We start from the raw sequence: 24,816 nt of genomic DNA, 5'->3' as shown, positions 1-24,816 counted from the left end.
CTCCTCCTTATATGTGAGTCACAAAGCCGACCTTTATCCGCGGCTCTTCAATCCTTCCCGCACACCCTGCACCCACTGGTTGGCCGCCGTCGCAAGAAAGCTGGCATCCGTTTGCGTCGTCACGAACTGCGCGCCATTGCGGATGGCGCCGATCTGGCGTTCCACGTTCCGGTTGCCGCCGCAACCCGCATACTTGCCGTGCTTGCGCGCTACCTCGATGACGCGCGCCTGCGCCGCCACCACTTCCGGATCGTCGAACTTGCCCGCCTTGCCGATACTGGCGGCAAAGTCGTTGGTACCCATGTGGATAACATCGATGCCGGGCGTCGCGCAGATTTCCTCGATATTCGCCAGCCCTTCCGGGGTCTCGATCATGCAGACCAGCAGGCATGCCTCCTCAAGCTCAGGCACCGACTGCGACAAAGGAACGGAGCGGAAATCGAAATGCGGATATCCCCCGGACACGGAGCGCTTGCCCACAGGCGCGAAACGGCAGGTATCCACGGCGCGGCGGGCATCCGCCGCCGTATTGACGTCCGGATAGACGATGCCCGTCACGCCGTTGTCCAGCAGCAGTGATACATCGGGATCATTGATGCTCTTGACCCGGACAACCGGCGCAATGCCGATGGCAAGCGCCGTCTGCGCCATGTAGCCGATGGACTCGATATTGAAGATCGAATGCTGCGTATCGATGAACAGGAAATCGTGCCCCGTCGCCTTGGCGATGCGGGCGATATCGGGCGAGCGGGACAGGCGCACGCTCATGCCGAGCGCCACGTCGCCTGCGCGCAGCCGTTGTTTGACGGGGTTGGTCAGTGCAAATTCAGACATCTGGAAATCCTTGCTGGAAGATCAATAAACAATCGGCAGCCGCCCGGCAACATCTCCGCGCGGCGCCGCCATTCAAACCACGCGGAACTCGGGCTCGTTGCCCTGCAGGATGCTGTAGAGCTCCTGCGCTACTTTCAGGGAACTCTGCTGTTGCGTTTCCACCGTGCCGCCGCCCGCATGCGGTGTCGCAACCACATTCGGCAGGCTCAGCAGCGGATGGCTTTGCTCCGGCGGCTCCCGCTCCGTCCAGACATCGATGCCGGCTCCGAACAGATGCCCCGAGGCAAGCGCGTCATGCAGATCCGCCTCGTTGACGATGCCGCCCCGCGATACATTGATGACGATGCCGTTGGGCTTCATCAGCGCCAGCCGCTTCGCCGAAATCATGTCCCGCGTCTGGTCCGTCAGGGGCACATGCACCGTCAGCAGGTCGGACTGGCTGCACAGCGCATCCAGGTCATCCAGGCGCTCATGCGGCACCTGCGCCCACGGATCCTTGCCGTTGCGCGGTGCGTAATATGGGTCGTACGCCAGGATGCGGCAATCGAAGGCCGCCTGGAACTTGCGCGCGGCCCGAACGCCGATATTGCCCATGCCGATCACGCCCACGGTCTTGCCCTGCAATGCGAAACCAAGAAACTTCGGACGCTCGATGGGCTCGCCCGCGCGGATCATGCGATCGAACTGCGGAACACGCCGCGTCACGGCCAAAGCCAGGGCCAGCGCCATTTCGGAGACGGCCTCGCTATTGATGCCGGGCGTATTGGCCACGGTGATGCCGTGCCTGCGGGCGGCATCCAGATCGATGGTATTGACGCCGACCCCCTGTTTCACGACGGCCTTGAGCCTGCCCGCCCTGGCGAAATCATCCTCCGTCAGGGGATGCATGCGCACCATGACGCCATCGGCATCCTCGTGCCAGTTCTTCGCCCTGGGATCGCCGAAAGGAATCAGTTCCACCTTGCCTTCCAGCCACTCGGGGCCGGAGGGATGAAAGGCGTCGAGCACATAAATACGTTTCATGAAGCGTTCTCGCAAGCGTTATCAAGTAGAAATGGAACATTCGCGTCGAGGCAGAGCCGGCGTATCTTTTCCACCAGCGAAGAGGCAAGCGGAATCCCCTCCTTCAGCCGCCGCTCGCGCGCCTGCGCCTCGGGATCGCCGTGCACCAGCACCGGCAACTCCGGGTCCACAGGCTCGGCGGCATGCAGGGTGTCGATGACGGCATCCAGGTCCGATTCGAACTCGCCTTCCTCGCGGAAGCTGGCAGGATCGATAGCGCAGAAGAAATGTCCGAGGTTGTCCGGATCCTCCGGACGCTGCGTCTTTACACGGATCGGCGAGAAGGATGCACCCGACAGCGTTCCGGCCAGGATGTGCACCATCATGGCCAGGCCATATCCCTTGTGGCTGGCCATCTGCGGCGTGCCTCCGAGCGGCGTCAGCCCGCCGCCCATGTGCTTGGGCCTGCGGAACAGGATCTCCATGGCCTGGGACGCATCGGTGACAGGCTGGGCGTGTTCGTCCAGCACCCAGCCGGCGGGCAGGGAATCGCCGCGCAGCTCGTATACCTTGACCTTGTTCGATGCCGAGCTGCTGGTCGCCATGTCCAGCGAGAACGGCCGGTTCCGGCCAGCAGGCGCGGAAAACGCGATAGGGTTGGTTCCCAGGACCGGCACTCTGGCGCGCGTCGGCACGGTATTGATCGTGCGCGTCGCGCTCATGCAGAGCCCCAGCAGCCCCTGCTCGCTCGCCATTCTCGCGTAATAGCCCGCAGCGCCGAAATGATGCGAATTGCGCACGACCACCACGCCGACGCCTACGGCGCGGGCGCGCTGCATGGCAAGCTCCATGCCCATCAAGGCCGCCGGGTGGCCCAGGCCGGCATCCGCATCCACCACCGCCGTCACCGGCGTCTGGCGCACGATGCGCGGCTTTGCCCGCAGGTTCAGCTTGCCGGAGCGCCGCGACTGGTCGTAATCCATCAGCATGGAAATGCCGTGCGAATCCACGCCCGACAGGTCCGTTTCCACCATGACGCGCGCGGTATCCCGCACCTGCTGCGCATCCATGCCCCAGGCTTCGAGCAGCGCGACGATCTGCGCCCTCACCTGATCGGCGGCAACGTGGACCGGGACGGACGACTGCCCGCCATTGGACGGCGCCGTCTCCATTATGGCCGCTCCTGCGGCGCCAGTTGGATGACGACGGCATCTTCCAGCGAATCGCCGAAATACGCCTTGACCGCCGCCTGGTGCGTCTCCAGATAGCTTGCCCGCCCATCCCGCAGCACCATCGGCACATCGTGGCCGGGCACCACCATCGTTCCCGGCCGGCTGCGCCAGCGGCGCCATATTTCCCGGATGGATTCCGTCGACAGCGCATGATCCAGGCTGGCCTCGCCCTTTTCGGACACCAGCTCGGCGCGCGTCTTGGCCGCATCGCCGGTGAAGATCACGTCATGCTCGTCCCCCTGCAGGACGAACACCAGGTGTCCCGGCGTGTGGCCCGGCGCATCGAAAGCCGTCAGGCGCGGCAGGATTTCACTGCCTTGCGCGATCCGCACTGTGCGCGGCATCGTGGAAAGCTCGCGTACATAGAGCTCGGGCACGGGCGTCTCGCCCCAGGGTTGCTCCAGCGACCATTCCAGCTCATGCGCGCCGATATGGATGCGCGCATTGGGAAACATCGTCCAGTTGATCGAGTGGTCATGATGCGAATGCGTCAGCAGCACATCCGTGATGTCGGCCGCAACCAGGCCGTGCTGCTTCAGCTTATCGCGGATCAGGCTGCGCATGCCGATGGGGCCCGTATCGATCAGGACCACCCGGCCATGCCCCTGGAGCAGCGCAACCGTGCTCCAGCCCAGGCCGCCATGGCAGACCGATTTTCCGGGAAATCCGACAACCAGCAGATCCAGCGTGTAGCCCGCAATATTCATGTTCATATTTGTCGCCTCCAGCCATTTATAGTGAATGATCCATCTATAATTAACCAATCAATTTTTTGGCCATCCCCATAAGGTTTGCTTAGTTGTGTTTACGATGCGCCACCTGGAGGTGTTCCACGCCATCATACAGACCGGCTCCGTCACAGGCGCGGCCAGGCTGCTGAACGTCTCCCAACCAGCCATTACGTCGGTGCTGAAGCATTGCGAGGCGCGCGTCGGCCTCAAACTGTTCACGCGCACGGGCGGCCGCCTGCAGCCCACCCCGGAAGCCATTGCGCTGTTCCCCGACGTACACGAGATCTACAGCAGGCTCGATGCCGTAGGCCGGCTGGTGCAGGACCTGGCCGGAGGACGGCTGGGATCCCTGTCGATCGCCGCCTGCTTTCCCGTGGCGAATGGATACCTGGCAAAGGCCGTGGCCACCTTCCTGCAGGACAGGCCCGGCGTGCGCGTGGCATTGCAGTCGCTGACCTCGCCTCAGGTCGTGGACAGGGTGGCCAACCGCGAGGTGGAGCTGGGCATCGCCTACGAGCCCGTGGTCAATCCCGCGGTCGAAACCGAAGTTCTGGTGAATTCATGCGTGGCCTGCATCATGCGCGAGGATCATCCGCTGGCGCAAAACAAGGCCGTCAACGTCAAGGACCTGCAGGCCTATCCCATCATCACCTATCTGCCCCAGGCGCTGCTGCGCAGCTATGTGGACCGGTCATTGAGCGACGCCGGCGTCATGCCCAATATCTCGGTGCAGGTGAGCCTTTCCCTGACCGGGCTGATCATGGCCTATCACGGAGCGGGCATCGCCCTGGTCGAGCCGTTCCTGCTGGCATCCCTGCCGCTTCCCGGCCTGGTGGCACGCTCCCTGGAGCCTCGCGTGGAATTGAAGACCCTGCTGGTGCGCGCCAAGTCCTCCACTGAATCGGAAGTGATGCGCCAGTTCGTGGATTACCTGCGCCGCGAGGTCAACACAGTGCAGGACGTCCTGGCCGCCGACCTGCGCTAGCACGAAGTCATGCAAAAAGCCGGGCGACCTGATGCATAGGCAGGAACAGGCGCAGCGGTGCGCGTTGAAAGGGAAGAAAATCGAAGTGCTGGTAAAAACGCTCAGCGCTTTGATCCTTGGCATCCACAATCACCGCCATTGCTCCAATCTGTCGCGCCGTTTGCAGACTGCGGTGCAGCGCATCGAGCAACAGGAATTCACCAACCCCTTGCCCTTTCACCCTCCGGTCAACAGCCAGACGTCCCAACAATACAACCGGCAGGTAATCGTAGCGCGGCAGCTTCTTCCTCATGGCCTGAGGCAATTCTTCCAGCGGGACGAGCGACGCCGATAGGGTATAGAAGCCGACAACCGCGCGGTTGTCGGGGTCTTGCAAAACGAATGGCGCAGCGACGTGCCGTTCGGCGTCTTGCTGCGCTTGATGGCGCAGGTAGCGGTTCAACTCTTCGTTGCCACTCTACGTTATTGCCCAGCCCCGCATAAGATCGGAAACTACGCAGCGACAGAATCATCACCCCGGCCCGGATCAGATAATGATCCGCAATCCCATCTGTCGGATGCGGGCCTTGTTTTATCCACCAGGATGTTTTTGCCCAATTTCATGGGCGCATCGGTTCGCCTATGCTTTTGCCGGCAATCAGCATCCGCATCAACACTCCGGCCCCTATCCAGGTGTTGTAAATATTGACATCAAACAGATCTGTTGTTAGGATATACAACATGAAGGCGACACTGCTGACCCGCTTTCGCTCCGTCGATGAACACGGTGGAGTCATTGAAATGGTGATCTGGCATGTGCCTGAACCCGTTCCTCCCACAACACACGGCTTCAAGTATCGCTTGGTCTATCTCAGAAATGGGCGACGCATCGTAGGCTTTGACAACGAACGCGGAAAAGGCGACCACATGCACCTGGGCAGCCAGGAGCTGCCATACTCTTTCAGCGATCTGGATACATTGATCGAAGACTTCATTGCCGAAATCGAGTACTTGAAGGAGATGTGATGACAACCGGAACCCTGACGATTACAACCGATCCTGATTGGAAAACCGCGCTGCGCAAAGCCGGTGGCATCGCTCAAAAATCCCTGACCACAAAACAGAACCAGCCGGACATCCTGAACTTCGAATCCCCCGGCGCATTCTTTGCCAATCTGAACGAACGCCGCTGGGCCTTGCTGCGCATCATGCTGGGTCAAGGCACGGTGGGAGTACGCGAACTGGCCCGTCGGGTCGGCCGCGACGTCAAAGGCGTTCATACTGACGCCAGCGTGCTGGTATCGCTTGGCTTATTGCAGCGAAACAGCAATGGCGCCTTATGTTGTCCCTACGACAGAATCCGCGTCGATATGCTTATGGAACCCGAGCCGGCTCCATAAGTTCCCCCCTATTCCTCCATCCCGTCCACCAGTCCCTGCGACGCCTCCACCACGCGCTGGCGGAACCAGACGTGCGGCTCGCTGTTCTGGTTGTCGTCGTGATAGAACATCGAGATCGTCAGCAGCGGCAGCTCGACGGGAACGGGGCGGATCTGTATCGGCAATTGCCGCCGGGCATACAGGGCCACGCTCAGCGGCAGCACCGAGATGAAGTCCGTGCGCATCAGGATGGCGGGCACCACGTTGTAGCTGGGCGCGGTCAGCGCGATCTTGCGCACCACGCCCAGCTTGCGCAGCGCGCGCTCCAGCTCTTCGGAATAAGAGCCCGACGATACCGAAGCGATGGCAACATGCGAATACGCCAGAAACGTGTCGATGCCGAAATCCGCCTGCTCCGGATGGCTGCCCGACATCACGCATACCATGCGCTCCTGCAGCAGCTGGCGCACGCGCAGGTTCTCCGGCGCCTTGTTGTAATAGCCGATGGCCAGGTCCACTTCGTGGTTGGTCACCATCTCCAGCCGGCGGAACGGATTGGTGGGCACGACGCTGACCGATACTTCGGGCGCGTGCGCCTGCAGCACCGGCATCAGGTGCGGCAACAGCAGCAATTGCGTGTAGTCCGACGCCAGGACAGAGTAGGTCTTGGCGTGCGCTATATTGCCCGGCTCGCCCAGCCCCTGCCACAGGGCCAGCGCCCCGGCCATCTTCGTATGGATGTCGAAGGCCTTCGGCGTGGGCAGCAGCCGATGCCCCGAGCGGATCATGACGGGGTCGTCCAGCAGCGCGCGCAGGCGCTTCAGCGCCGCGCTGACCCCGGGTTGCGACACGCCCAGCACTTCGGCCGCGCGAGTGGCGCTGCCGTACTTGATCAGCGCATCCAGATAGACCAATAGATTCATATCCGGCATATTCATGATTGCCGCCCACCCATAAATACCAGTTATGCCAATTATAAAAGCAGCCGCCTTGTGATGGTCCGCCGCAGCCCATAGACTTCCGTCAATACGCAGACAAATCAAAGGCGAAAGCAATATGACCGACAACAAGCCCATACTGATCTGGGGCGCGGGAGCAATAGGCGGAGTTATAGCGGCGTACCTGGCGCGCGCCGGTTTCCCGGTCATTGCCGTCGATGCTTCGGAGGCACACGTAGATGCCATCCGGCGCGACGGCATCCGCATCAGCGGACCCGTCGACGATTTCACCCAGGCCCTGCCCGCATTCACGCCCGACACTATCACCGGCCAGTACGACATCATCATGCTGTCGGTGAAAGCGCAGCACACGGAAACCGCCGTACAGCAGCTGCTGCCGCACCTGTCGCCCGAAGGCGTCGTGCTGTCGCTGCAGAACGGCCTGAACGAGCTGCGCATCGCCGACCTGGTCGGCAAACACCGCAGCCTGTGCGGCTTCGTCAATTTCGCGGCGGACTACATCGAGCCCGGCCACATCCTGTACGGCAATGCCGGCGCGCTGATGATCGGCGAACACGACAAAGGCGTCACGCCACGCCTGCAGGCTCTGGAGTCCATGCTGCAACACTACCATCCCGACGTGCGCGCCGTGGATGACATCTGGGCGTACAAATGGGGCAAGCTCGCCTACGGCAGCCTGCTGTTCCTGACCGCCGTATCCGACGAGACCATCGCCGACAGCGTGTCCTGCCCCGATTTCGCCCCGGCCTTCACCCGCCTGGTCGGCGAAGTGCTGTCCGTTGCGCGGGCCGCCGGCGTCGCGCCGCTGGGTTTCGACGGCTTCGACCCCGAAGCCTTCGCTTCGGGAGATGCCGATACCGCGCGCGCATCGCTGGACGCCATCGCCGATCACTACCGGCACTCGGCCAAGCAGCGCAGCGGCGTCTACCGCGACCTGGCGGTGCGCAAGCGCAAGACCGAAATCGACAGCCAGATCGGCGAGATCCCCCGCATCGCACGGCCCCTGGGCCTGCAGACGCCGGTCACCGATCTGCTCATCCGCTACATCCACGAAATCGAAGACGGCGCCAGGCCCATGCGACGCGAGAACCTGGCCGAATTCACCGCCGAGGCGCAGCGCGCATGAGCCAGGATTCCCGCCGCCCCATCGTCATCACCGGCGCCTGCGGCGCCTACGGCCGCGAGCTGGCCCGGCACTTCTCGGCGCACGGCCACGACCTGGTGCTGGTAGACATACTGCCGCAACACGACTTCCTGCACGAGCTAGCCAACCCGGAACACGCCGTCTACCTGCAATGCGATCTCGGGCGGACCGATGCGGTGTTGCAACTGACCGACGACATCCTGCGGCACGGCACGCCGCGGGCGCTGGTCAACAATGCCGGCATTTTCCCCTTCGACGAACTGATGGACATCCCGCCGGACACCATCCAGTCCATCATGGCCATCAACTTCATGGCGCCCGTCCTGCTGATGCAGCGCCTGGGCGAGGCCATGAGCCGCGCGGGCGGCGGCGGCATCTGCAACATCAGTTCCGGCGCAGCCGAAGTCGTGAGATCGAACGGCGCCGTCTACGGGGCCTCCAAGGCGGCGCTGGAACAGATCACCCGCGCCTTCGCGGTCACGCTCGGCCCCGGCAAGGTGCGCGTCAACGCCGTGCGCGCCGGATTGCGCACGCGCAACCTGTTGTCCCCCATGCTGGCCGGACACGAAGCCCGCATCACGGCCAGCATCCCCCTGCGCCGCCTGAGCGAAGACGGCGAGCTCGCCAGCCTGGTGTATTTCCTGTGCTCGGACGAAGCCCGCTTCATCACCGGCCAGACCATCGGCGTGGACGGCGGCAATACACTCAACCGTCGCCTGCAAACCATGGAGACCACACAATGACCCAACTGCTTTCCCCCCTGAAGATACGCGCTCTGGAACTGAAGAACCGCCTCGTCATGTCGCCCATGTGCCAGTACAGCGCCATCGACGGCATGCCCGGCCTTTGGCACGACATGCACTACGGCGCGCGCGCCCAGGGCGGCGTCGGCCTGGTCATGCTGGAATCCACCGCCGTCAGCCCGCAGGGCCGCATCTCGCCCAGTTGCCTTGGCCTGTGGAGCCAGCAACACCTCGAAGCCCATGCCCGGCTCGCCGAGCGCCTGCACGCGCTGGGCAGCGCGGCCGGCGTGCAGCTGAACCACGCCGGCCGCAAAGGCTCGCACAGCGCGCCCTGGCAAGGCGGCGCGCCCCTGCCCATCGCGCAAGGCGGCTGGGTCCGCACAGCGCCCTCGGCCAGCGGCCCCGGCATGGACGTGAGCCCGATCCAGGCGCTGTCGACGCAAGACATCGCCGCCATCGTCGACGACTTCCGCCAGGCGGCCCTGCGCGCCGTCGAGGCTGGCTTCGACGTCATCGAACTGCACGCGGCCCACGGCTACCTGCTGCATCAGTTCCTGTCGCCCCTGGCGAACCAGCGCACCGACGCCTATGGCGGCGATTTCGACGGCCGCGCGCGCCTGACGCTGGAAGTCGCCCAGACCGTGCGGGAAGCCATCCCCGACACCATGCCGCTGTTCGTCCGCCTGTCCTGCGTCGACAGCAAAGAAAGCAACGAAGGCTGGACCCTGGAAGAATCCATCGCCCTGGCGCGCAAGCTGCAAGCCATCGGCGTGGACCTGCTGGACTGCACCAGCGGCGGCATCAGCGCTCCGCCCACGAAACGCGAAGGCGCGTTCAATGCGGACTTGGCCCGGGCGGTCCGCACACAAACCGGACTGCCAACCGGCTCCGTCGGCGGCATCGACAGCCTGGCGCTGGCCGAATCCCTGCTGTCGGACGGCGCCTGCGACCTGATCTTCGCGGGCCGCGCCCTGCTGCGCGACCCTTACTGGCTGATCCGCCAGACAGCGCCGCAGGGGGCCGGCCTGGTTCCGCCCCAATACGCCCGCGCCGGTTTCTAGAAGGACACACCAATGAATCATATGCATGACGACAGCCGCATCCATTTCCCCGACTACATCTGGCCGGAAGGCAAACGCTGCGCCGTTACCTTCAGCATGGACCTGGACGCCGAATCCCCCTACCTGTGGATCCATCGCGGCCAGCAGATGCGCTCGCTGGGCGAAATCGAACAGCGCCGCTACGGCCCGCGCCAGGGCGTGAAGCGCGTCGTCGAACTGCTGGCCGAATACGGCATTTCCGGCTCGTTCTTCGTGCCCGGCGTCGTCGCCAGCACCTATCCCGGCCTGCTGCCCTACCTGGTGGAAAACGGCCACGAAATCGCCTACCACGGCTATTATCACGAGCGCATCGACGCCATCGGGTCCGACCTGGCGCGCGACTACACGGAAAAAGTCATCGAAGTCTTCCGCCAGCAGACCGGCCAGACCGGGCTGGGCTACCGCGCCCCATCGTGGGAAATGACCATCGAACTGCTGACCCTGTTCAAGGAACTGGGCATTTCCTACGACAGCTCGCTGATGGGCTTCGACCACCCCTACGACGTCAACGGCCTGGTGGAAATCCCCACGCAGTGGATGACGGATGACGCCCTGTACTTCCGCTACACCAACTCCGCGCGCGACAAGACGCACCCCGCCAACCCGGTCGCCGTGCTGGAAAGCTGGATCGAAGAATTCGAAGGCGCGCGCAAGTACGGCGGCCTGTGCATGCTGACCATCCACGACTGGATCTCGGGCCGCCCGCAGCGCCTGCTGATGCTGGAGAAGTTCATCCGCCACATCCGCCAATACAACGACGTATGGATCGCCCGGGCCGACGAGCTGGCCCGCTGGCACCAGGCATCGGCGAACCACAACCGTTTCACAACCGCAGGACAACATATTCAAACGCAGTTTCCATTTTCCGAGGTGAACCCATGAATTCATTCTTCCTACCGCGCCGCCTTGCCTGCGGACTGCTGGCCGCAGCGGCCGCCACCTTGTCTGTCGTATCAGCTCCCGCATTGGCCGCCGACAACTATCCATCGAAACAAGTGCGTGTCGTCGTACCGTTCCCGCCCGGCGGCAACACCGACTACGTCGCGCGCCAGATCACCGAAAAAATGTCGCAAAGCCTGGGCCAGACCTTCGTTATCGAAAACAAGGGCGGCGCGGGCGGCAATATCGGCACGGAACAGGTTGTGCGCGCCAATCCCGATGGCTACACCCTGCTGGCCAGCACGCTGTCCACCTATGCATTGAACGCCGGCCTGTACAAGAACCTGTCGTTCGACGCCCGCACCGACCTGGAGCCCATCGGCCTGAGCATCCTGGTGCCGCTGGTGCTGGTCGTGCCGTCCGAACTGCCGGTCAACAACCTGCAGGAATTCATCCAGTTGCTGAAGGACAACCCTGGCAAGTACAACTACGGTTCGGCGGGCAACGGCACATCCAGCCACATTGCCGCCTTCCTGTTCAGCAAGATGACGGGCACTGACGTATCGCACATCCCTTATCGCGGCACCGGCCCCGTCATGACGGATCTGCTGGCAGGACGCCTGAATTTCGTGCTGGACGCGCCCTCCATCGTGGCTCCCCATATCGAAAGCGGAAAGCTCAAGCCCCTGGCCATCGCGCTGCCGGAACGCCTGAAGACCCTGCCCGACGTGCCGACCATGGACGAAGCCGGCCTGCCGGGCTACGAGGCCTACTCCTGGAACGCCATGTGGGCGCCCAAGGGCACGCCCGAAGCCGCCCTGGACAAGCTGCACGCCAGCCTGGCCGAAGCCATGGCCGACCCGGAACTGTCCGGCAAACTGGAACAGGCCGGCCTGGTCACCTACAAGCCCATGACCCGCGCCGAAGTCAAATCCTACATGCAGGAACAGTACGAGAAGTGGGTTCCGCTGGTGAAGGAATCCGGCGCCCAGGTCGAGTAAGACATTACGCACGAACCGGCGGGGGGCTGCCCCCGCCCGCGCACGGCCCGGACGCGACAGCGCCCCGGGCCGCTTTCCCATCCACGGCAATGCCTTGCCGCCCGCCACGAGACACCACGACATGCACACGACACAAGACACTCTGATCGCCGGCATCCGCAAATGGGTGGAGATCGAAAGCCCATCGCAGCGCCCCGACACCATCGCCGCACTGGCCAATGTCATCGCCGGCGACGCGGCGGCGCTAGGCCTGAAGACCAGCCTGCACAAAGTCGGCAGCTTTGACGCTCCCGCGCTGCGCATCAGCAACCGGGCTGATGGCAACACCCGCAAAGGCATCGTCGTGCTCGGACACATGGATACCGTCCACCCCGTCGGCACGCTGCAGGAAAACCCCTTCCGCATCGAAGACGGCCGCGCCTACGGCCCGGGCATCTACGACATGAAGGCCGGCGACTACCTGGCCATGTCCGCCCTGGCGCACGAGCCGGAAACCGCCCTGCCCGTGGACATTCTGCTGACGCCGGACGAGGAGATCAGCAGCGTCCACTCGCGCGGCTTCATCGAAGACTTCGCCCGCACATATGCCAAGTACGTGCTCGTCGCCGAACCCGCCCGCCCCAACGGCGGCAGACTTGTCACCGAACGCAAGGGCATAGGCCGCATCCGCCTGTGCACCTGCGGCCGCCAGGCGCACGCCGGACTGCAGCACGCGCTGGGCCGCAGCGCCATCAAGGAAATGGCCCGCCAGGTGCTGGCCCTGGAAAGCCTGACCGACTACGAACGCGGCATCACGGTCAGCGTAGGCACCATCCACGGCGGCACCACGCCCAATGTCGTGCCCGGCCGCTGCGAAGCCGAAGCCGATTTTCGCGTGCCAGACATGGATGCGCTGCAACAGCTGCAGCAGCGTATTGAGTCACTGCGCACGGCAGACGCGGACGTCGGCCTGCAAGCCTCGCTGAACCTGCGCCGCCCGCCCATGAACAAAACCGCCCAGACCCAGGCATTGCTGGATACCTTGCTGCAATTGTCGGCGCAAGCTGGGCTGAACATCGAAGAAGCCCCCATGACAGGCGGCGCCAGCGACGCCAATTTCACCGCAGCGCTGGGAATTCCTTCGATCGATGGGCTGGGAGCGGATGGAGATGGCGCGCATACGCTGCATGAGCATATCCTGGTGGATACGCTGGTGAAGCGGCATGAGTTCTGGAGGCTGGTGTTGCGGGGGTTGGGGTAGGGATTACGTGGTATGACAGCCACAGAATCGCTCTACCATATGGGACATCTTGAAACTAAAGTGCCATCTCCCCGGATATCAGAAAACAGAATCAATAATAATTCTTATTATCGAATTCAATATCCAGGAGATGAATCATGAAACGATACGAACAATCCATGCAAACCACGTAGACACGCCATTCAGCACAAAAACGCATGCAGTTTTTCAGTCTGACTTACTCGACAAAATTACGAATTTCGTTTCATTTACGTATATATAAAAACAAATAGCACGTACTCATGCACCCCTCGTTGAAGCATATTGCCTGTTCCGTCGTGCCAATGTAGCTCTTATCAACGCGCTATACTTCCTCCACGAATATCAAAAAACCTCCCAGCCAACATACTGATACCACTGCAACACCTGAGTAGCTGCTTTTCTTACTCCTTCACCAGTACGCTTTCCACAGTCATATTCCGCCCAACCTGCATCAGCAAGGTCCTAAGTTTCCTTGTACACAACACACATGCGTAAAAAGCATTTTCGAGCTCCAGTCCTTGCTGAACGTTACCCTCTGGCCCTGCTTGCAGGCCTGATCGATGTCTTTCTGGTACTTGGCAGTGCCTTTCTAGCTTACTACTGGCGTTTCGGCACATGGAGCATGTCCGAACGCTACGAGATTGCGACTCTGGCGTTGGTACTGCTGGGCATACTGTGCCAGACCATGGTGAACAGCTATGGATCATGGCGTGGCCGACGCTTGCTCAACAGATTGGGCCGCGTCTATACAGGCTGGCTGATTGCCTTCGCCATGCTGTTCGGCCTGGCGGTACTTCTCAAAGTCTCTGTCAATTACTCGCGCCTGTGGGTGATAAGTACGTTCGCCCTAGCCCTGGTCGCTGTCACACTGTTCCGCCTCAGCATGTTCCTATTGCTGAGATTCGTACGCAGCCACGGCAAAAACCTGAAACAAGTGCTCGTAGTAGAAGGCCAAACCCCTTCCGCGGAACTCGATGCCAAGCTTCCAGTGCTGCCCGAAGACGGCTACCGGGTCGCACACCGCATGACGCTGCGTCATACTCCCGAATGGCTTGAAGAGCTGGAAGAACAGGTCATACAGACGGGCGCGCATGAGGTATGGCTATGCTTGCCCCTACAGGAAGGCGAGGCTATCAAAAGCATCCTGCACGGGCTACGCCACCTGACAGTCGAAGTGCGCTTCATTCCCGATCTGGGTGACTTGCCTCTGCTTAACCATCAAGTCAGCCATATTGCCGGTTTGTATGCGCTGGATATTAGCATCAGCCCCATGGATGGCCCTGCAAGACTGGTCAAGCGCCTGGAGGACTTAATCATCGGCAGCCTGATTTCCTTGCTGATATTGCCTGTATGCATAGGCATTGCTATTGCAGTCAAAGCAACATCGAAGGGGCCGGTGATTTTCAAGCAATACCGTACCGGCATCAACGGCAGGCGCTTCAAAGTCTACAAATTCCGCTCCATGGAAGTCCATTCAGAAGGCAATGGCCAGGTCACCCAGGCCAAGTTCGGTGACCCTCGGGTCACCCGTCTTGGCGCCTTCCTGCGCCGTACCAGCCTGGACGAGCTTCCCCAGTTCTACAACGTATTGCAAGGCCGAATGTCCATCGTAGGGCCGCGTCCGCATGCCCTAGCCCACAATGAACATTACAAGGATCTGGTTGAATCCTATATGAAGCGCCACAAGGTAAAGCCCGGAATTACTGGCTGGGCGCAGGTCAATGGCTATCGGGGAGAAACCGATACCATCGAGAAGATGCAGAAGCGCGTGGAGTATGACCTCTGGTATATCAACAACTGGTCGTTGTGGCTGGATATCAAGATCATTTTCCTGACGGTATTCAAAGGGTTCATCAACAATAAACCCTGAGGCGGGCTGAGGCTATCAGCCCTTCATCAGATCCACGCCATGCTTAAAACTTGGGAGCGACTGCAAATGTATCCGCAGCCGCATCCTTCTCAGACACGAGTATCTGCATATCGGGTCCCGCCGGCCACTCAATGGCCAACTCTGGTGCGTTCCAGACAATCGCTCCTTCTGAAGCCTTGTTATAGTAGTTTGTTGTTTTATATAGGAAGTGGGTATCGTCCTCCAGCGCCAGAAAACCATGCGCGAACCCTTCTGGAATCCACAGCATACGACGATTATTTTCTGAAAGTTCTACCCCTACCGCCTTGCCAAAGGTAGGTGAGTCTTTGCGAATATCCACCGCCACATCATAGGCTGCACCACGCACTACACGCACCAATTTCCCCTGAGCATATGGCGGCAGTTGGTAATGTAAACCGCGCAGCGTTCCCTGTTTAGAGCAGGAGTGATTATCCTGTACAAAAGCGTTTGGCACTGGAAGCCCCAGTTCTTGCAAACCTCTATGAAAGCGATTTTCGTTAAAGCTTTCCATGAACCAGCCACGATCATCCCCAAAAACAGCAGGTTCGATAATAACCACATCCGGCAGATCTGTCTGTATAAGCTTCACTTTAACGATTTCCTGCTTGCAAAAGGCGCAGCAAATACTGGCCATAGCCAGTTTTGCTTAAACGGTTCGCCTGAGCCTCGAGGCTTTCGGCATCCAGCCACCCTTGACGGAATGCAATTTCCTCAAGGCAGGCAACCTTCAAACCTTGTCTCGCCTCTATCGTCTGTACGAAGTGACTGGCCTCCATCAGCGAATCATGCGTGCCTGTATCCAGCCACGCGAACCCTCTACCCAACAGACTGACATGCAGGTCGCCACGGTGGAGGTAGGCATTATTGACATCGGTAATTTCCAGCTCACCACGAGCCGAGGGTTTTACCTGTTTTGCAATATCGACGACATCGTTGTCGTAGAAATACAGACCAGTGACTGCATAATTTGACTTTGGTTGCCTGGGCTTTTCTTCGATGGAGACGGCCTTACCTTCCACATCAAAATCAACGACTCCGAAGCGCTCGGGGTCACTAACATAGTAGCCGAATACCGTTGCGCCCTGCGGACGCGCGCCAGCCTCACGCAGCAAAGCACTAAAACCGTGGCCATAAAATATGTTGTCACCGAGAATCAGGCAAACATCGCTATTACCGATAAATGATTCACCAATCAAAAATGCCTGTGCCAGCCCGTCTGGGGACGGCTGCTCGGCATACTGCAGGTTGATGCCATAGGAAGAACCATCGCCCAACAATTTGCGGAAACTAGGTAGATCTTCGGGTGTAGAGATAATCAGAACATCCTGGATGCCTGCCAACATCAGCACAGACAATGGATAGTAGATCATGGGCTTATCGTAAATAGGCAGCAACTGCTTCGATACACCAAGCGTAATGGGATGCAAACGAGTGCCGGAACCGCCCGCAAGAATAATGCCTTTTCGTTTATTCATATCAGTCTCACATCAGTTTTCTGCAGTCAGGCCCAAACGCTCTCGTCTATAGCTGCCATCCTGGACTCGCCGACACCATTCCAAATTATTCAAATACCACTGAACTGTTTTCCTGATACCTGACTCAAAGCTTTCCTGAGGCATCCAACCCAATTCCTGCTGTATCTTAGAAGCGTCAATCGCATATCGCACATCATGACCCGGCCTGTCTGCCACATGCGTGATCAAATCTACATGAGGCGTCACTGGCGAATCGGGATGCAATTCATCCAATAATGCACAGATAGTCTTGACCACTTCAATATTCTGCTTCTCGTTGTGTCCGCCGATATTGTAGGTAGCGCCAGGCTCTCCTCGGGTAAATACGGCATACAATGCACGAGCATGATCTTCCACATACAACCAATCCCGTATCTGTGTGCCCTCCCCGTAAACAGGTAAAGACTTGCCTTCCAACGCATTCAAAATAATAAGAGGGATCAATTTCTCGGGGAAATGGTACGGCCCGTAATTGTTCGAACAGTTCGTAATCAATGCAGGCAATCCAAACGTACGCGCCCAGGCACGCACCAAATGATCCGAGCCAGCCTTGCTGGCTGAATATGGCGAACTAGGATCATAGGCCGTCGTTTCTGTAAAAAGATGGCTGCTACCCTCTCCTAGGTCTCCATATACCTCATCTGTTGAAATATGGTGAAATCTGAAAGCGGCTTTTCTCTTTTCATCCAAGGTCATCCAATAGGTTCGTGCTGCCTCAAGCAATGTATATGTTCCCACCAAGTTCGTCTGTATAAACTCCCCTGGCCCATCGATAGAGCGATCCACATGCGACTCCGCAGCCAGATGCATGATGCCATCAGGCTTGTACTCCAACAGAATCCTGTTTAACGCAGAGCGATCACAAATATCAACTTGCTCAAATGCATAGCGTTTGTTATCTCTGACAGAAATCAAAGACTCAAGATTTCCCGCATATGTCAACTTATCTACATTAACAACACAGTCATTCGTATGTTGAACTATATGTCGAATCACAGCAGATCCAATAAAGCCAGCACCGCCGGTCACCAGGATTTTCATCTTAAATAGCCTTAATTTGGATAGAGACTCAAGAATAATTGCTCATATTCTTTCAGAATTTTTTCCCAAGTAAAATTTTCATGGAAGCGCTTACGGCTAGCCTCCTTCATTTGTGCTTGACGCTTCTCATCATACAGTAGAGTATCAAACAATTTTTCGCAAGCAATCTCATCAGAGAAATAAGCAGCACCATCACCTGCCACCCATTTATTAAAGTGATTAGCATGCGCTATTACGGCACAACCTGCACCAAGTGCTTCAACCAAGGATGGATTCGTACCACCTACTCGATGGCCGTGCAGATAAAAGCGCGCAAAGAATCTTAAAGCTCGAACAATCTTCGCATCATAAATTGCCCCAGGAAACAAAACCTCTTCAGATGCAGCATTCATTACAGCCTTATGAAAATCATTTTCATGAGGCCTAAAACTCCCCAAAACTACCAGCTTGTGACTCCGATTTTTCCGGCTAAAAGATCTAACCATTTCTAAAAAAGAATTTTCCGGCTCCGGCCGAGCAATTACAATCGAAAATTCGTTTGGTTTTAAATTATAGGCTGATAACACTTGAGCATCAGCCTCAAGAACTTCATCTCCACCATAAGGGATCATGGTAATTTTGCTTTTCCTAACCCTTGTCGCCAAATGCTCTTTAATTTTCGGATGATCCGCGACTAAGTGATTACCCACCCAGCAACCAGCTCTCTCGTTTAGCCAAAACCAAATTTTCGCCATCAACCCCCATTTATCCCTTCTCCATTCAATTCCATCCATATTTATTATATTAAATTGCCCTTTAAAATATTGCACACAATTGAATATTGCAGTGTTATAACCAAGCGTCAAGAACAAACCATTTTCTTTGGCAGCATGGCAGATTGATTTTAAATCGAATATGATAGTACCCAAGGCGCCAGAGTTATTCACTGGTATATGAATTCTTCTAACTCCTCGCCAATTCGTCTCAAATAAATCGCCCTTTCCCTCCTCTTGACAATATACCGCCACGCTCCATCCCGCATCATGCAGATATAAAGACAAGCGCTCAGCGAAAGTTTCAAACCCTCCATGCTGGGCGGGAACTCCACGGGTACCCAAAATAAATATTCTCTTATCCTTCAAAGCAATCCCCAAAATCGATATTTAAGTAAATTTATTAGTGAAACTCTGTCTTGACATTGCAATCAACACGGCTGGCAGCAGGAAAGATGTTATATTAAGGGTATTCTCAGAAACAGCAGAAACTGCAATTAAACTCGACAGCAAAATCAATGGAGTTCTGTTCCTATTTGACAATGGAAAAATTGCCAACACCATCAGAAATAGCCAAAAGAACAAACCTAAAGATCCTATCTGCCCCAATAATGACCCAATATAAGTATCACTAATACCTTTTTCATAATAAACGGAAAGATCGTCTGAAAACATTTTCGCATAATTACCCACAGAGCCGATTCCGTAACCAAATATATTTATATTGGTTATAGAATTATACAAGCCGGAAAGATGAATATTTATACCCGTTTTATTTGGAATCACCAAATAAACCATTAAGGGCATAAGCGCACAAAAAAAACGAATCACCAACGGGATAAATCCATTTAATACCGTCAAGGCTACAAACAATTGCAGCATCGCCCCTTTAGAAAATGTAAGAGTCAGACCCAACAAAGAGATAAATAAAAATAGCGCCCTATACTTACCAAAAGACTCTTTTTTATAAAATGCCAGTATAAAAAAACAAGCAAAAAAATGCCCTAAGCTAATTGGGTCCAAAAAAGAGGATGTCATTCTTTCACGATAACCGATAATTGGCTCATAAAACATATAAGACAAGCCATATTGGTCAACCGGAATTCCTTTCAGAGTAAAAAATAGCGATAAGTCTGCTTTTTTCCAAAGCTCAAAATATAGCTCTACTCCACCCCATAAAAACACAACAAACAAATTAAGTTTTAAAAAACCATATATCGCACGAACATCAAAGCCAGACAATCTGATTGAGCAAAAAAAATACAGCACAACAATAGGAGCGATCAATTGCCTAATATTTGCCACTGGGTTTCTATAATCAAAATTCAGAAATATATAATTAGAAAATAAATAAATTAAAAAAATTGAAATTAAAATCGAAACTAGTAATTTTTCCCGAAAAAACAACCATCGAGAAACAGAACAGATCATTAGGAGATAAACAGGCGCATCTTTAATAGCATAAACCATCCCATTATGGACACCCAGCTTTATTAGCAACAAAACAAATATTGAGGACCAACATCCCCAAAAAATCAAAAAACAAATCAAATATCGCTCAAATAAAAAATTATTTTGCCTTTTGATTTCCATTAATAAGTTCCTCAGCTATTTTCTGGAACTCGCCCGATATTGATCCCGGCAAGAAATTTCGATTGATAGCAAGACGCAAGTATTCTTTCTTTTTTCCATGCTTAACAAAAAAATCAATCTCACGCATAAGGCTGCTCACATCAGCACATGGCGCGCAAACAATCTCATTTAAATCGAAATAAGACTCTCTGTCTCCATTGAGATAAGACTCCAGATCGGGCATATAGAAAAATATAGGGTTCCCTGTAAATATATAATCCAGGCAAACGCTAGAGTAATCTGTAATTAAACCGTCCGAGCAGCCTAACGATTCATATAGTCCGAAAGGCAAATTTTTCACAATCTTAACATTACCACAGCACTCTTCTTCATAGTTTTGATTTTCATAATAATGAGGCTTTATAATCACTGTAATATCATGAGTTTGAAGAAAGCCATTTAGCCTCTTCATATCATCTATCAATCCTTTAATCTTCCACCCACTTTTCCCTTCATTCCTATGAGTTGGCAAATAGAAGAAAATATACTTTGTATCTATATTTAATTGATTGCGCAAACAATCTCTAGTATCGTCGTTTACCATAAACCCATCACAACGAGGGTATGCGCAATGAATTATATTATCTTCCTTTACCTTAAACGCCGAACAAAATATATGATCAAAAGAGCTCGATGGCGATAAAATATAATCATAAGAGTCTATAGTGTGTCTTCTAATAGCCAAGAGCACTCTTTTAATCCAACGCTCTTCCTTAACATCAAATCCAATTTTTTTTATTGGAAGACCATGCCATAATTGAATGACAACACATCTCGGATTAATAGACGAAAAGCAAAAATCTTTAGAATTAACTGAACAAAAAAACACTCCTGCCCGTGCTTGCAGATAGAGCCCATAGAGTGAATACGCCAGGTAACATTCATAGCCTTTAGCCACAATCTCTTCTAATAATTTTTTATTTTTTGTTATCCAAACCTTTCTAATAGCTTTCTCTGATTTTGCACGAAAAGCATAGCTTGAATTATCATCAAATCTATTACCAAACCACTCGCCATATAGCCATAAACATTTACTTTTCGGAAAAACCAACGACACAAAGAAATTAATGCAATGAAAAACCAGAGCTCCACTTTTTTTAATAAACAAATTAAGCATAAATTATTTTTTAATAAATTTTAAATTTAGATTTAAAATACTTACCCCATAGGAGCGAGCCATCTGCCAGAATCTATAATCCGAGCATGAACTACGTTGTAGTTTTAGCGGCATTATGCTCTCCCGTCAAAGTGTGATAGATCATTCTAGACTTATATGCTCTTAGGCACAAAACTAAAGACTCTACCAAAATAACAGTCAAGCTGATATGTAAAGCTAGTATCCACTCATTTACATAACATACACCTAACAAGAGCACCTGTAAAAGGCCTCCATAGATTACGCTTCTGTTTGCTGTTCTCACATCGCCTAGCGCACCTAGAAATGGATATCCAAGTAAGACAGACGGTACTGTTATAGAAAAACAGATTAAAAATACGAGTAATATTTCATACGATCCAATAAATTCAACACCAAATAATAGAACTATTATCTCTTTCCCTAGAAAAATCCCAACAATAACGCCAAATAATGCTAAAACAATCGCTATTTTTAATATCTTGAAAAATAGTCCATAATTTCTATGTTTGGCCATATAGGGCAATAGAGCCTGTGCAACAGGAGAAAAAATTGATTGCGCTCCTCGATATAGCTGCTCTGCAACTGAATATAAAGCAATTTGAATTGGAGAGGAAAAAACACCAAGAAAAAACACTCCACCAGCTGTATAGGTACTTACAGCAGCTCTTGACAAGAAAAACTCACTAGATTCCTTAAACACTACTTTGGTAAATTGGTACCCACCCCATTTTGGCTTATATCCGAGTTTATACAAAAGAAAAACCCCGATAAAAAGAGCAACTAGAGTTCCAAGTCCATTAGAAACAGCAATATAATAAATATCCTCTTTGCTTTTTACCAGGAAAACAACCAATATAAGATATACTATTCGGGAGAAAATGGTATATATCGTGATATAGCCCATCTTTTCTATTCCCTGATAGAACCATATTGGCTGGAAACTTTGCCCTATCAGGGGTAGCACTAAAAGAAGAAAATAAAGCCAATAGTCTATATATCTACCATGAACAAAAAGAAAGATAGAAAAAATAAGAAAACATATTAGCACTAAGAATATCTTGCAAACAAAAACAGCTCCGAGTATTCTTTCCAAGTAGTCTTTATCGTCTCTTTTTTTAGAGATTGATAGGGTTGCTGATAAAGAGAAGCCATAATCGGTTATTACCAAGGCAATTTGAAGCATAGATAGACCAAATACGGCTATACCAAATCCAGCAACCCCCAAGACTCTTGCCAGATATGGGAGCATCAATAATGGAATAGCATAATTTGCTATCTGTATTAGGAACAAGAAAGCTGTATTTCTAACTAATACTTTTGAATGCTTATTAGCCATAAACCAATTCCGGTGGCTACGCCATTAGCTTCGGGATATTCGGCAACATACCGTCCCATAGTCGATATCCTAACCCTCTAAGATACACTTGTATTCCTTCTATAGCGTCACAATAAATTGCACCGGCTCAACTAATAATATTTTATGACCTTCAGCGAAACAATACGGTCCGAGAAGGCCATGAATTTAGCTATTAAAAATATCTGCTACTGTTGTTAATACAAAATCAGGTTTTATAGCTGCTGTTTCTAGTTGATCTCGAGTCGTTTCTCCAGACAGAACTAAGAGGCTAAGACATTTAGCCTCTTTCGCCATTCGAATATCAGTATGTAGCCTATCACCAATAATTAAGGTTCTGGTTAAATCAATCTTCAAATTATCAACCAATGGTTTTAACATCGACACAGAAGGTTTACCAAAAATTAATTTGGCGGTTTTCCCAGTAGTTAATCTAATCATCTCCAACATAGCCCCTACATCGGGAACAGGGCCATTTTCTGTTGGACAAAACACATCACAATGCGTTGCTAATATATCTACACCCTTATTGATATAATTACACGCATCCACTAATTTTTGATAAGTTAACTCTGTATCATAACCAATAACCACATATTCGGGATTATCTGCATCGACATCAAAACCAAAATCCCTTATTGTAGATTTTAAACTTTCCGTACCAAGAACATGAACCTTTTCTATATTATTTTCTTTTAAATACCCAATCAATCCGTCAGTCGATAAAATTATATCGCTATCAATACAATCAATCCCTATTTTTCTCAATCTTTTAACATAATCTTTTTTATTTTTTGATGAGTTATTAGAAAAAAAGAAGACCGATTTTCCCATTTTTCTTATTTGGTTAACGCTTTCTACTGCGCCCGGAATCACATCTTTTCCGAGATAGACAGTTCCATCTAGATCAAATAGGAAATTATCTATATTCTTTACGGACTTATCAAAATTCGAGAACTTTCTATCTGAAATTGCTAGATCTTGATAATTATCGATTTCAACCCAGTCCAGACCAGCGATATCACAAGGATAGAAGCTCATCTCTTGGGTGGAGAAGAGTTTATGCATCGCAACCTCGGTCCAATCTTTTAAATTCCTATCTACCTCTATTATTTCTTTTATTTTCTTAAAAAATATTAAACTGGATTTTCCTGAGAATTTATAGAAATCAATCGAGCAGGCAAAGGAATCTTTTTCAGCCACAGCCTTAGATATACCAGAAATAGTTCCATTATCCCGAACTGTTACCTTCATTGATTCGTCATTGAATATACCAGTATCTACAGCCACTGCATCAGAAGCCTCAAATGACAATAATTTCTTCACAATAGAAGAATCAATACTTAAATCTGCATTATTTAATATAAAAGGTTTTCCATCCACATATTCTCTAGCCAGGTATAGAGAATACATATTGTTGGTATTTTCATAATCTTGATTATCAATTATTTTTATACTTATATCTTTTATATGCTTGCAATAATCTTTTATGGCCTCCCCTTCATATCCCACGATGATGAAAATTTCTCGTATCCCTGCCTCTTTATAGGCATCAATCTGATACTGAATTATTGCTTTGCCTGCTGTCGTGACCAAACATTTAGGCTTATCATTCGTCATCGGCCTAAGACGCGATCCAACACCCGCAGCAAGAATTACACCGTACATAGAAATCTCCACTGTAAAAATTTATCTAGAAATTAATTGTTTTCAATGATCGTATTAGGGTCATCAATTTCTAATCTAAGCCTTTCTATCTCTTCCCTCAACAACTCATACTCCACCATCTTCCGCTGCAAAAACTGCACGGTCATTTCCGCCTTTTCCGCAATGCCCTTGGGCGTCAACAAGTAAGCGTACACCCGCTTGTTCTTGTTGTTCCGGAAGTTCTGTATCTTGACCAGTCCCTTGTCGATCAGAGCATTCAAACAATAGTTCACCTTGCCCACACTGACACCCAGCGCTTCGGCCAGTTCGCGCTGGCTTAGCTGCGGGTTGCTTTCCAGCAGGCGCAACACCTTCAGGTGGCTTTCTTCGTAGAGGGAAGACATGAAAGAAAAAGTCCAGGTTCGAATGGAGGCCGGCAGAAGGCTTTGCCGGAATGAGGAAAATCGCCATGCAGCAGTGCATGGCGACGGTATCGTTCAGTCATTGAACGAAAATATAACATGTCGCGGTCGGTTCCAGGAGGCGGCCGCATAGATGAATTCGCTGACCAGGCGCTGCTTGGACCCGCTGCGTCGGTAGTCACGCTCGAGTACCTGT

25 protein-coding genes are annotated in these 24,816 nt (G+C 53.4%); 10 read left to right on the top strand and 15 right to left on the bottom strand.

Annotation, left to right across the window (positions count from 1 at the left end; genetic code table 11):
- Positions 1-33 precede the first annotated feature (33 nt).
- From EV686_RS11020 to EV686_RS11005, 4 genes are all read right to left on the bottom strand, one after another.
- Positions 34-834, bottom strand: coding sequence for an HpcH/HpaI aldolase family protein (locus EV686_RS11020; protein ID WP_132477001.1), 801 nt, complete (start codon positions 832-834; stop codon positions 34-36).
- Positions 835-906: 72 nt separating this feature from the next.
- Positions 907-1,857 (bottom strand): hydroxyacid dehydrogenase, encoded by a 951-nt coding sequence (locus EV686_RS11015; RefSeq protein WP_132477000.1) that lies wholly within the window; start codon positions 1,855-1,857, stop codon positions 907-909.
- Complete coding sequence (locus tag EV686_RS11010) at positions 1,854-3,008, bottom strand: Ldh family oxidoreductase (RefSeq protein WP_132476999.1); 1,155 nt, start codon at positions 3,006-3,008, stop codon at positions 1,854-1,856. The genes EV686_RS11015 and EV686_RS11010 overlap by 4 nt, the downstream gene beginning before the upstream one ends.
- On the bottom strand, positions 3,008-3,781 hold the full coding sequence (locus tag EV686_RS11005) for an MBL fold metallo-hydrolase (protein WP_132476998.1): 774 nt from the start codon (positions 3,779-3,781) through the stop codon (positions 3,008-3,010). Before EV686_RS11005 ends, EV686_RS11010 begins: the two co-directional genes overlap by 1 nt.
- Positions 3,782-3,878: 97 nt before the next feature.
- Here EV686_RS11005 and EV686_RS11000 point away from each other — a divergent pair, with 97 nt between their 5' ends.
- Complete coding sequence (locus EV686_RS11000) at positions 3,879-4,784, top strand: LysR family transcriptional regulator (protein WP_243650873.1); 906 nt, start codon at positions 3,879-3,881, stop codon at positions 4,782-4,784.
- A 7-nt stretch (positions 4,785-4,791) separates the two neighbouring features.
- Here the strand turns inward: EV686_RS11000 and EV686_RS10995 are convergent, their stop codons facing one another.
- Positions 4,792-5,226, bottom strand: a complete 435-nt coding sequence (locus EV686_RS10995; RefSeq protein WP_132476996.1) for a GNAT family N-acetyltransferase — start codon at positions 5,224-5,226, stop codon at positions 4,792-4,794.
- 278 nt (positions 5,227-5,504) lie between these two features.
- Between EV686_RS10995 and EV686_RS10990 the strand changes: the two genes are divergently transcribed.
- On the top strand, positions 5,505-5,789 hold the full coding sequence (locus tag EV686_RS10990) for a toxin-antitoxin system TumE family protein (protein ID WP_132476995.1): 285 nt from the start codon (positions 5,505-5,507) through the stop codon (positions 5,787-5,789).
- Positions 5,789-6,163 carry an HVO_A0114 family putative DNA-binding protein gene (locus EV686_RS10985; protein WP_132476994.1) on the top strand — a complete coding sequence of 125 codons (375 nt, stop codon included), beginning with the start codon at positions 5,789-5,791 and terminating at the stop codon, positions 6,161-6,163. Before EV686_RS10990 ends, EV686_RS10985 begins: the two co-directional genes overlap by 1 nt.
- An 8-nt stretch (positions 6,164-6,171) precedes the next feature.
- Here the strand turns inward: EV686_RS10985 and EV686_RS10980 are convergent, their stop codons facing one another.
- Complete coding sequence (locus tag EV686_RS10980; protein WP_165972578.1) at positions 6,172-7,065, bottom strand: LysR family transcriptional regulator; 894 nt, start codon at positions 7,063-7,065, stop codon at positions 6,172-6,174.
- 133 nt (positions 7,066-7,198) lie between these two features.
- Between EV686_RS10980 and EV686_RS10975 the strand changes: the two genes are divergently transcribed.
- The 7 genes from EV686_RS10975 (at position 7,199) to EV686_RS10945 (ending at position 15,099) form a co-directional block, all read left to right on the top strand.
- The gene (locus EV686_RS10975; protein WP_132476992.1) at positions 7,199-8,227 is read left to right on the top strand and encodes a ketopantoate reductase family protein; all 1,029 of its coding nucleotides are present in this window, start codon (positions 7,199-7,201) and stop codon (positions 8,225-8,227) included.
- Complete coding sequence (locus tag EV686_RS10970; protein WP_132476991.1) at positions 8,224-8,988, top strand: SDR family NAD(P)-dependent oxidoreductase; 765 nt, start codon at positions 8,224-8,226, stop codon at positions 8,986-8,988. Before EV686_RS10975 ends, EV686_RS10970 begins: the two co-directional genes overlap by 4 nt.
- Positions 8,985-10,049, top strand: a complete 1,065-nt coding sequence (locus tag EV686_RS10965; RefSeq protein WP_132476990.1) for an NADH:flavin oxidoreductase/NADH oxidase — start codon at positions 8,985-8,987, stop codon at positions 10,047-10,049. The genes EV686_RS10970 and EV686_RS10965 overlap by 4 nt, the downstream gene beginning before the upstream one ends.
- Before the next feature lie 12 nt (positions 10,050-10,061).
- Positions 10,062-10,970, top strand: a complete 909-nt coding sequence (locus EV686_RS10960; RefSeq protein ID WP_243650858.1) for a polysaccharide deacetylase family protein — start codon at positions 10,062-10,064, stop codon at positions 10,968-10,970.
- A complete protein-coding gene (locus EV686_RS10955; protein WP_165972577.1) occupies positions 10,967-11,968 on the top strand; it encodes a Bug family tripartite tricarboxylate transporter substrate binding protein in 1,002 nt (333 codons plus the stop codon). Before EV686_RS10960 ends, EV686_RS10955 begins: the two co-directional genes overlap by 4 nt.
- A 121-nt stretch (positions 11,969-12,089) precedes the next feature.
- Complete coding sequence (locus EV686_RS10950; RefSeq protein WP_132476988.1) at positions 12,090-13,208, top strand: M20 family metallopeptidase; 1,119 nt, start codon at positions 12,090-12,092, stop codon at positions 13,206-13,208.
- 508 nt (positions 13,209-13,716) lie between these two features.
- The gene (locus EV686_RS10945) at positions 13,717-15,099 is read left to right on the top strand and encodes an undecaprenyl-phosphate glucose phosphotransferase (RefSeq protein ID WP_132476987.1); all 1,383 of its coding nucleotides are present in this window, start codon (positions 13,717-13,719) and stop codon (positions 15,097-15,099) included.
- A 43-nt stretch (positions 15,100-15,142) separates the two neighbouring features.
- On the opposite strand, the gene rfbC is transcribed toward EV686_RS10945, so the two are convergent.
- The 9 genes from rfbC to EV686_RS10900 form a co-directional block, all read right to left on the bottom strand.
- Entirely contained in the window at positions 15,143-15,709 is a 567-nt protein-coding gene (rfbC, locus tag EV686_RS10940; RefSeq protein WP_132476986.1) for a dTDP-4-dehydrorhamnose 3,5-epimerase, read from the bottom strand.
- Position 15,710: 1 nt separating this feature from the next.
- The gene (gene rfbA, locus EV686_RS10935) at positions 15,711-16,595 is read right to left on the bottom strand and encodes a glucose-1-phosphate thymidylyltransferase RfbA (protein ID WP_132476985.1); all 885 of its coding nucleotides are present in this window, start codon (positions 16,593-16,595) and stop codon (positions 15,711-15,713) included.
- Positions 16,596-16,607: 12 nt separating this feature from the next.
- Complete coding sequence (gene rfbB / locus EV686_RS10930; protein WP_132476984.1) at positions 16,608-17,675, bottom strand: dTDP-glucose 4,6-dehydratase; 1,068 nt, start codon at positions 17,673-17,675, stop codon at positions 16,608-16,610.
- 11 nt (positions 17,676-17,686) lie between these two features.
- Positions 17,687-18,796, bottom strand: coding sequence for a DUF1972 domain-containing protein (locus EV686_RS10925; protein ID WP_132476983.1), 1,110 nt, complete (start codon positions 18,794-18,796; stop codon positions 17,687-17,689).
- Positions 18,797-18,817: 21 nt separating this feature from the next.
- Positions 18,818-20,020 carry a hypothetical protein gene (locus tag EV686_RS10920; protein WP_132476982.1) on the bottom strand — a complete coding sequence of 401 codons (1,203 nt, stop codon included), beginning with the start codon at positions 20,018-20,020 and terminating at the stop codon, positions 18,818-18,820.
- A complete protein-coding gene (locus EV686_RS10915) occupies positions 19,998-21,176 on the bottom strand; it encodes a CDP-glycerol glycerophosphotransferase family protein (RefSeq protein ID WP_132476981.1) in 1,179 nt (392 codons plus the stop codon). The genes EV686_RS10920 and EV686_RS10915 overlap by 23 nt, the downstream gene beginning before the upstream one ends.
- Before the next feature lie 91 nt (positions 21,177-21,267).
- A complete protein-coding gene (locus tag EV686_RS10910; protein ID WP_132476979.1) occupies positions 21,268-22,533 on the bottom strand; it encodes an oligosaccharide flippase family protein in 1,266 nt (421 codons plus the stop codon).
- Positions 22,534-22,719: 186 nt separating this feature from the next.
- Positions 22,720-24,219 (bottom strand): HAD-IIA family hydrolase, encoded by a 1,500-nt coding sequence (locus tag EV686_RS10905; RefSeq protein WP_132476977.1) that lies wholly within the window; start codon positions 24,217-24,219, stop codon positions 22,720-22,722.
- A 32-nt stretch (positions 24,220-24,251) separates the two neighbouring features.
- Positions 24,252-24,602 carry a MarR family EPS-associated transcriptional regulator gene (locus EV686_RS10900; RefSeq protein WP_132476974.1) on the bottom strand — a complete coding sequence of 117 codons (351 nt, stop codon included), beginning with the start codon at positions 24,600-24,602 and terminating at the stop codon, positions 24,252-24,254.
- Positions 24,603-24,816 lie beyond the last annotated feature (214 nt).

The sequence above is a fragment of the Paracandidimonas soli genome, from assembly GCF_004342005.1.
GTDB classification, from domain to species: domain Bacteria; phylum Pseudomonadota; class Gammaproteobacteria; order Burkholderiales; family Burkholderiaceae_B; genus Paracandidimonas; species Paracandidimonas soli.
This window is presented reverse-complemented; position numbering and strand designations above follow the sequence as displayed.

Coding starts and splice junctions, on each gene's coding strand:
- EV686_RS10990 (WP_132476995.1), top strand. CDS start 5,505: ATGAAGGCGACACTGCTGACCCGCTTTCGCTCCGTCGATGAACACGGT.
- EV686_RS10975 (WP_132476992.1), top strand. CDS start 7,199: ATGACCGACAACAAGCCCATACTGATCTGGGGCGCGGGAGCAATAGGC.
- EV686_RS10910 (WP_132476979.1), bottom strand. CDS start 22,533: ATGGCTAATAAGCATTCAAAAGTATTAGTTAGAAATACAGCTTTCTTG.
- EV686_RS10950 (WP_132476988.1), top strand. CDS start 12,090: ATGCACACGACACAAGACACTCTGATCGCCGGCATCCGCAAATGGGTG.
- EV686_RS10970 (WP_132476991.1), top strand. CDS start 8,224: ATGAGCCAGGATTCCCGCCGCCCCATCGTCATCACCGGCGCCTGCGGC.
- EV686_RS10945 (WP_132476987.1), top strand. CDS start 13,717: ATGCGTAAAAAGCATTTTCGAGCTCCAGTCCTTGCTGAACGTTACCCT.
- EV686_RS10920 (WP_132476982.1), bottom strand. CDS start 20,020: ATGGAAATCAAAAGGCAAAATAATTTTTTATTTGAGCGATATTTGATT.
- EV686_RS10900 (WP_132476974.1), bottom strand. CDS start 24,602: ATGTCTTCCCTCTACGAAGAAAGCCACCTGAAGGTGTTGCGCCTGCTG.
- rfbB (WP_132476984.1), bottom strand. CDS start 17,675: ATGAAAATCCTGGTGACCGGCGGTGCTGGCTTTATTGGATCTGCTGTG.
- EV686_RS11000 (WP_243650873.1), top strand. CDS start 3,879: ATGCGCCACCTGGAGGTGTTCCACGCCATCATACAGACCGGCTCCGTC.
- EV686_RS10915 (WP_132476981.1), bottom strand. CDS start 21,176: ATGCTTAATTTGTTTATTAAAAAAAGTGGAGCTCTGGTTTTTCATTGC.
- EV686_RS10980 (WP_165972578.1), bottom strand. CDS start 7,065: ATGAATCTATTGGTCTATCTGGATGCGCTGATCAAGTACGGCAGCGCC.
- EV686_RS10960 (WP_243650858.1), top strand. CDS start 10,062: ATGAATCATATGCATGACGACAGCCGCATCCATTTCCCCGACTACATC.
- EV686_RS10955 (WP_165972577.1), top strand. CDS start 10,967: ATGAATTCATTCTTCCTACCGCGCCGCCTTGCCTGCGGACTGCTGGCC.
- EV686_RS10905 (WP_132476977.1), bottom strand. CDS start 24,219: ATGTACGGTGTAATTCTTGCTGCGGGTGTTGGATCGCGTCTTAGGCCG.
- rfbA (WP_132476985.1), bottom strand. CDS start 16,595: ATGAATAAACGAAAAGGCATTATTCTTGCGGGCGGTTCCGGCACTCGT.
- EV686_RS10965 (WP_132476990.1), top strand. CDS start 8,985: ATGACCCAACTGCTTTCCCCCCTGAAGATACGCGCTCTGGAACTGAAG.
- EV686_RS11015 (WP_132477000.1), bottom strand. CDS start 1,857: ATGAAACGTATTTATGTGCTCGACGCCTTTCATCCCTCCGGCCCCGAG.
- EV686_RS11020 (WP_132477001.1), bottom strand. CDS start 834: ATGTCTGAATTTGCACTGACCAACCCCGTCAAACAACGGCTGCGCGCA.
- EV686_RS11010 (WP_132476999.1), bottom strand. CDS start 3,008: ATGGAGACGGCGCCGTCCAATGGCGGGCAGTCGTCCGTCCCGGTCCAC.
- EV686_RS11005 (WP_132476998.1), bottom strand. CDS start 3,781: ATGAACATGAATATTGCGGGCTACACGCTGGATCTGCTGGTTGTCGGA.
- EV686_RS10985 (WP_132476994.1), top strand. CDS start 5,789: ATGACAACCGGAACCCTGACGATTACAACCGATCCTGATTGGAAAACC.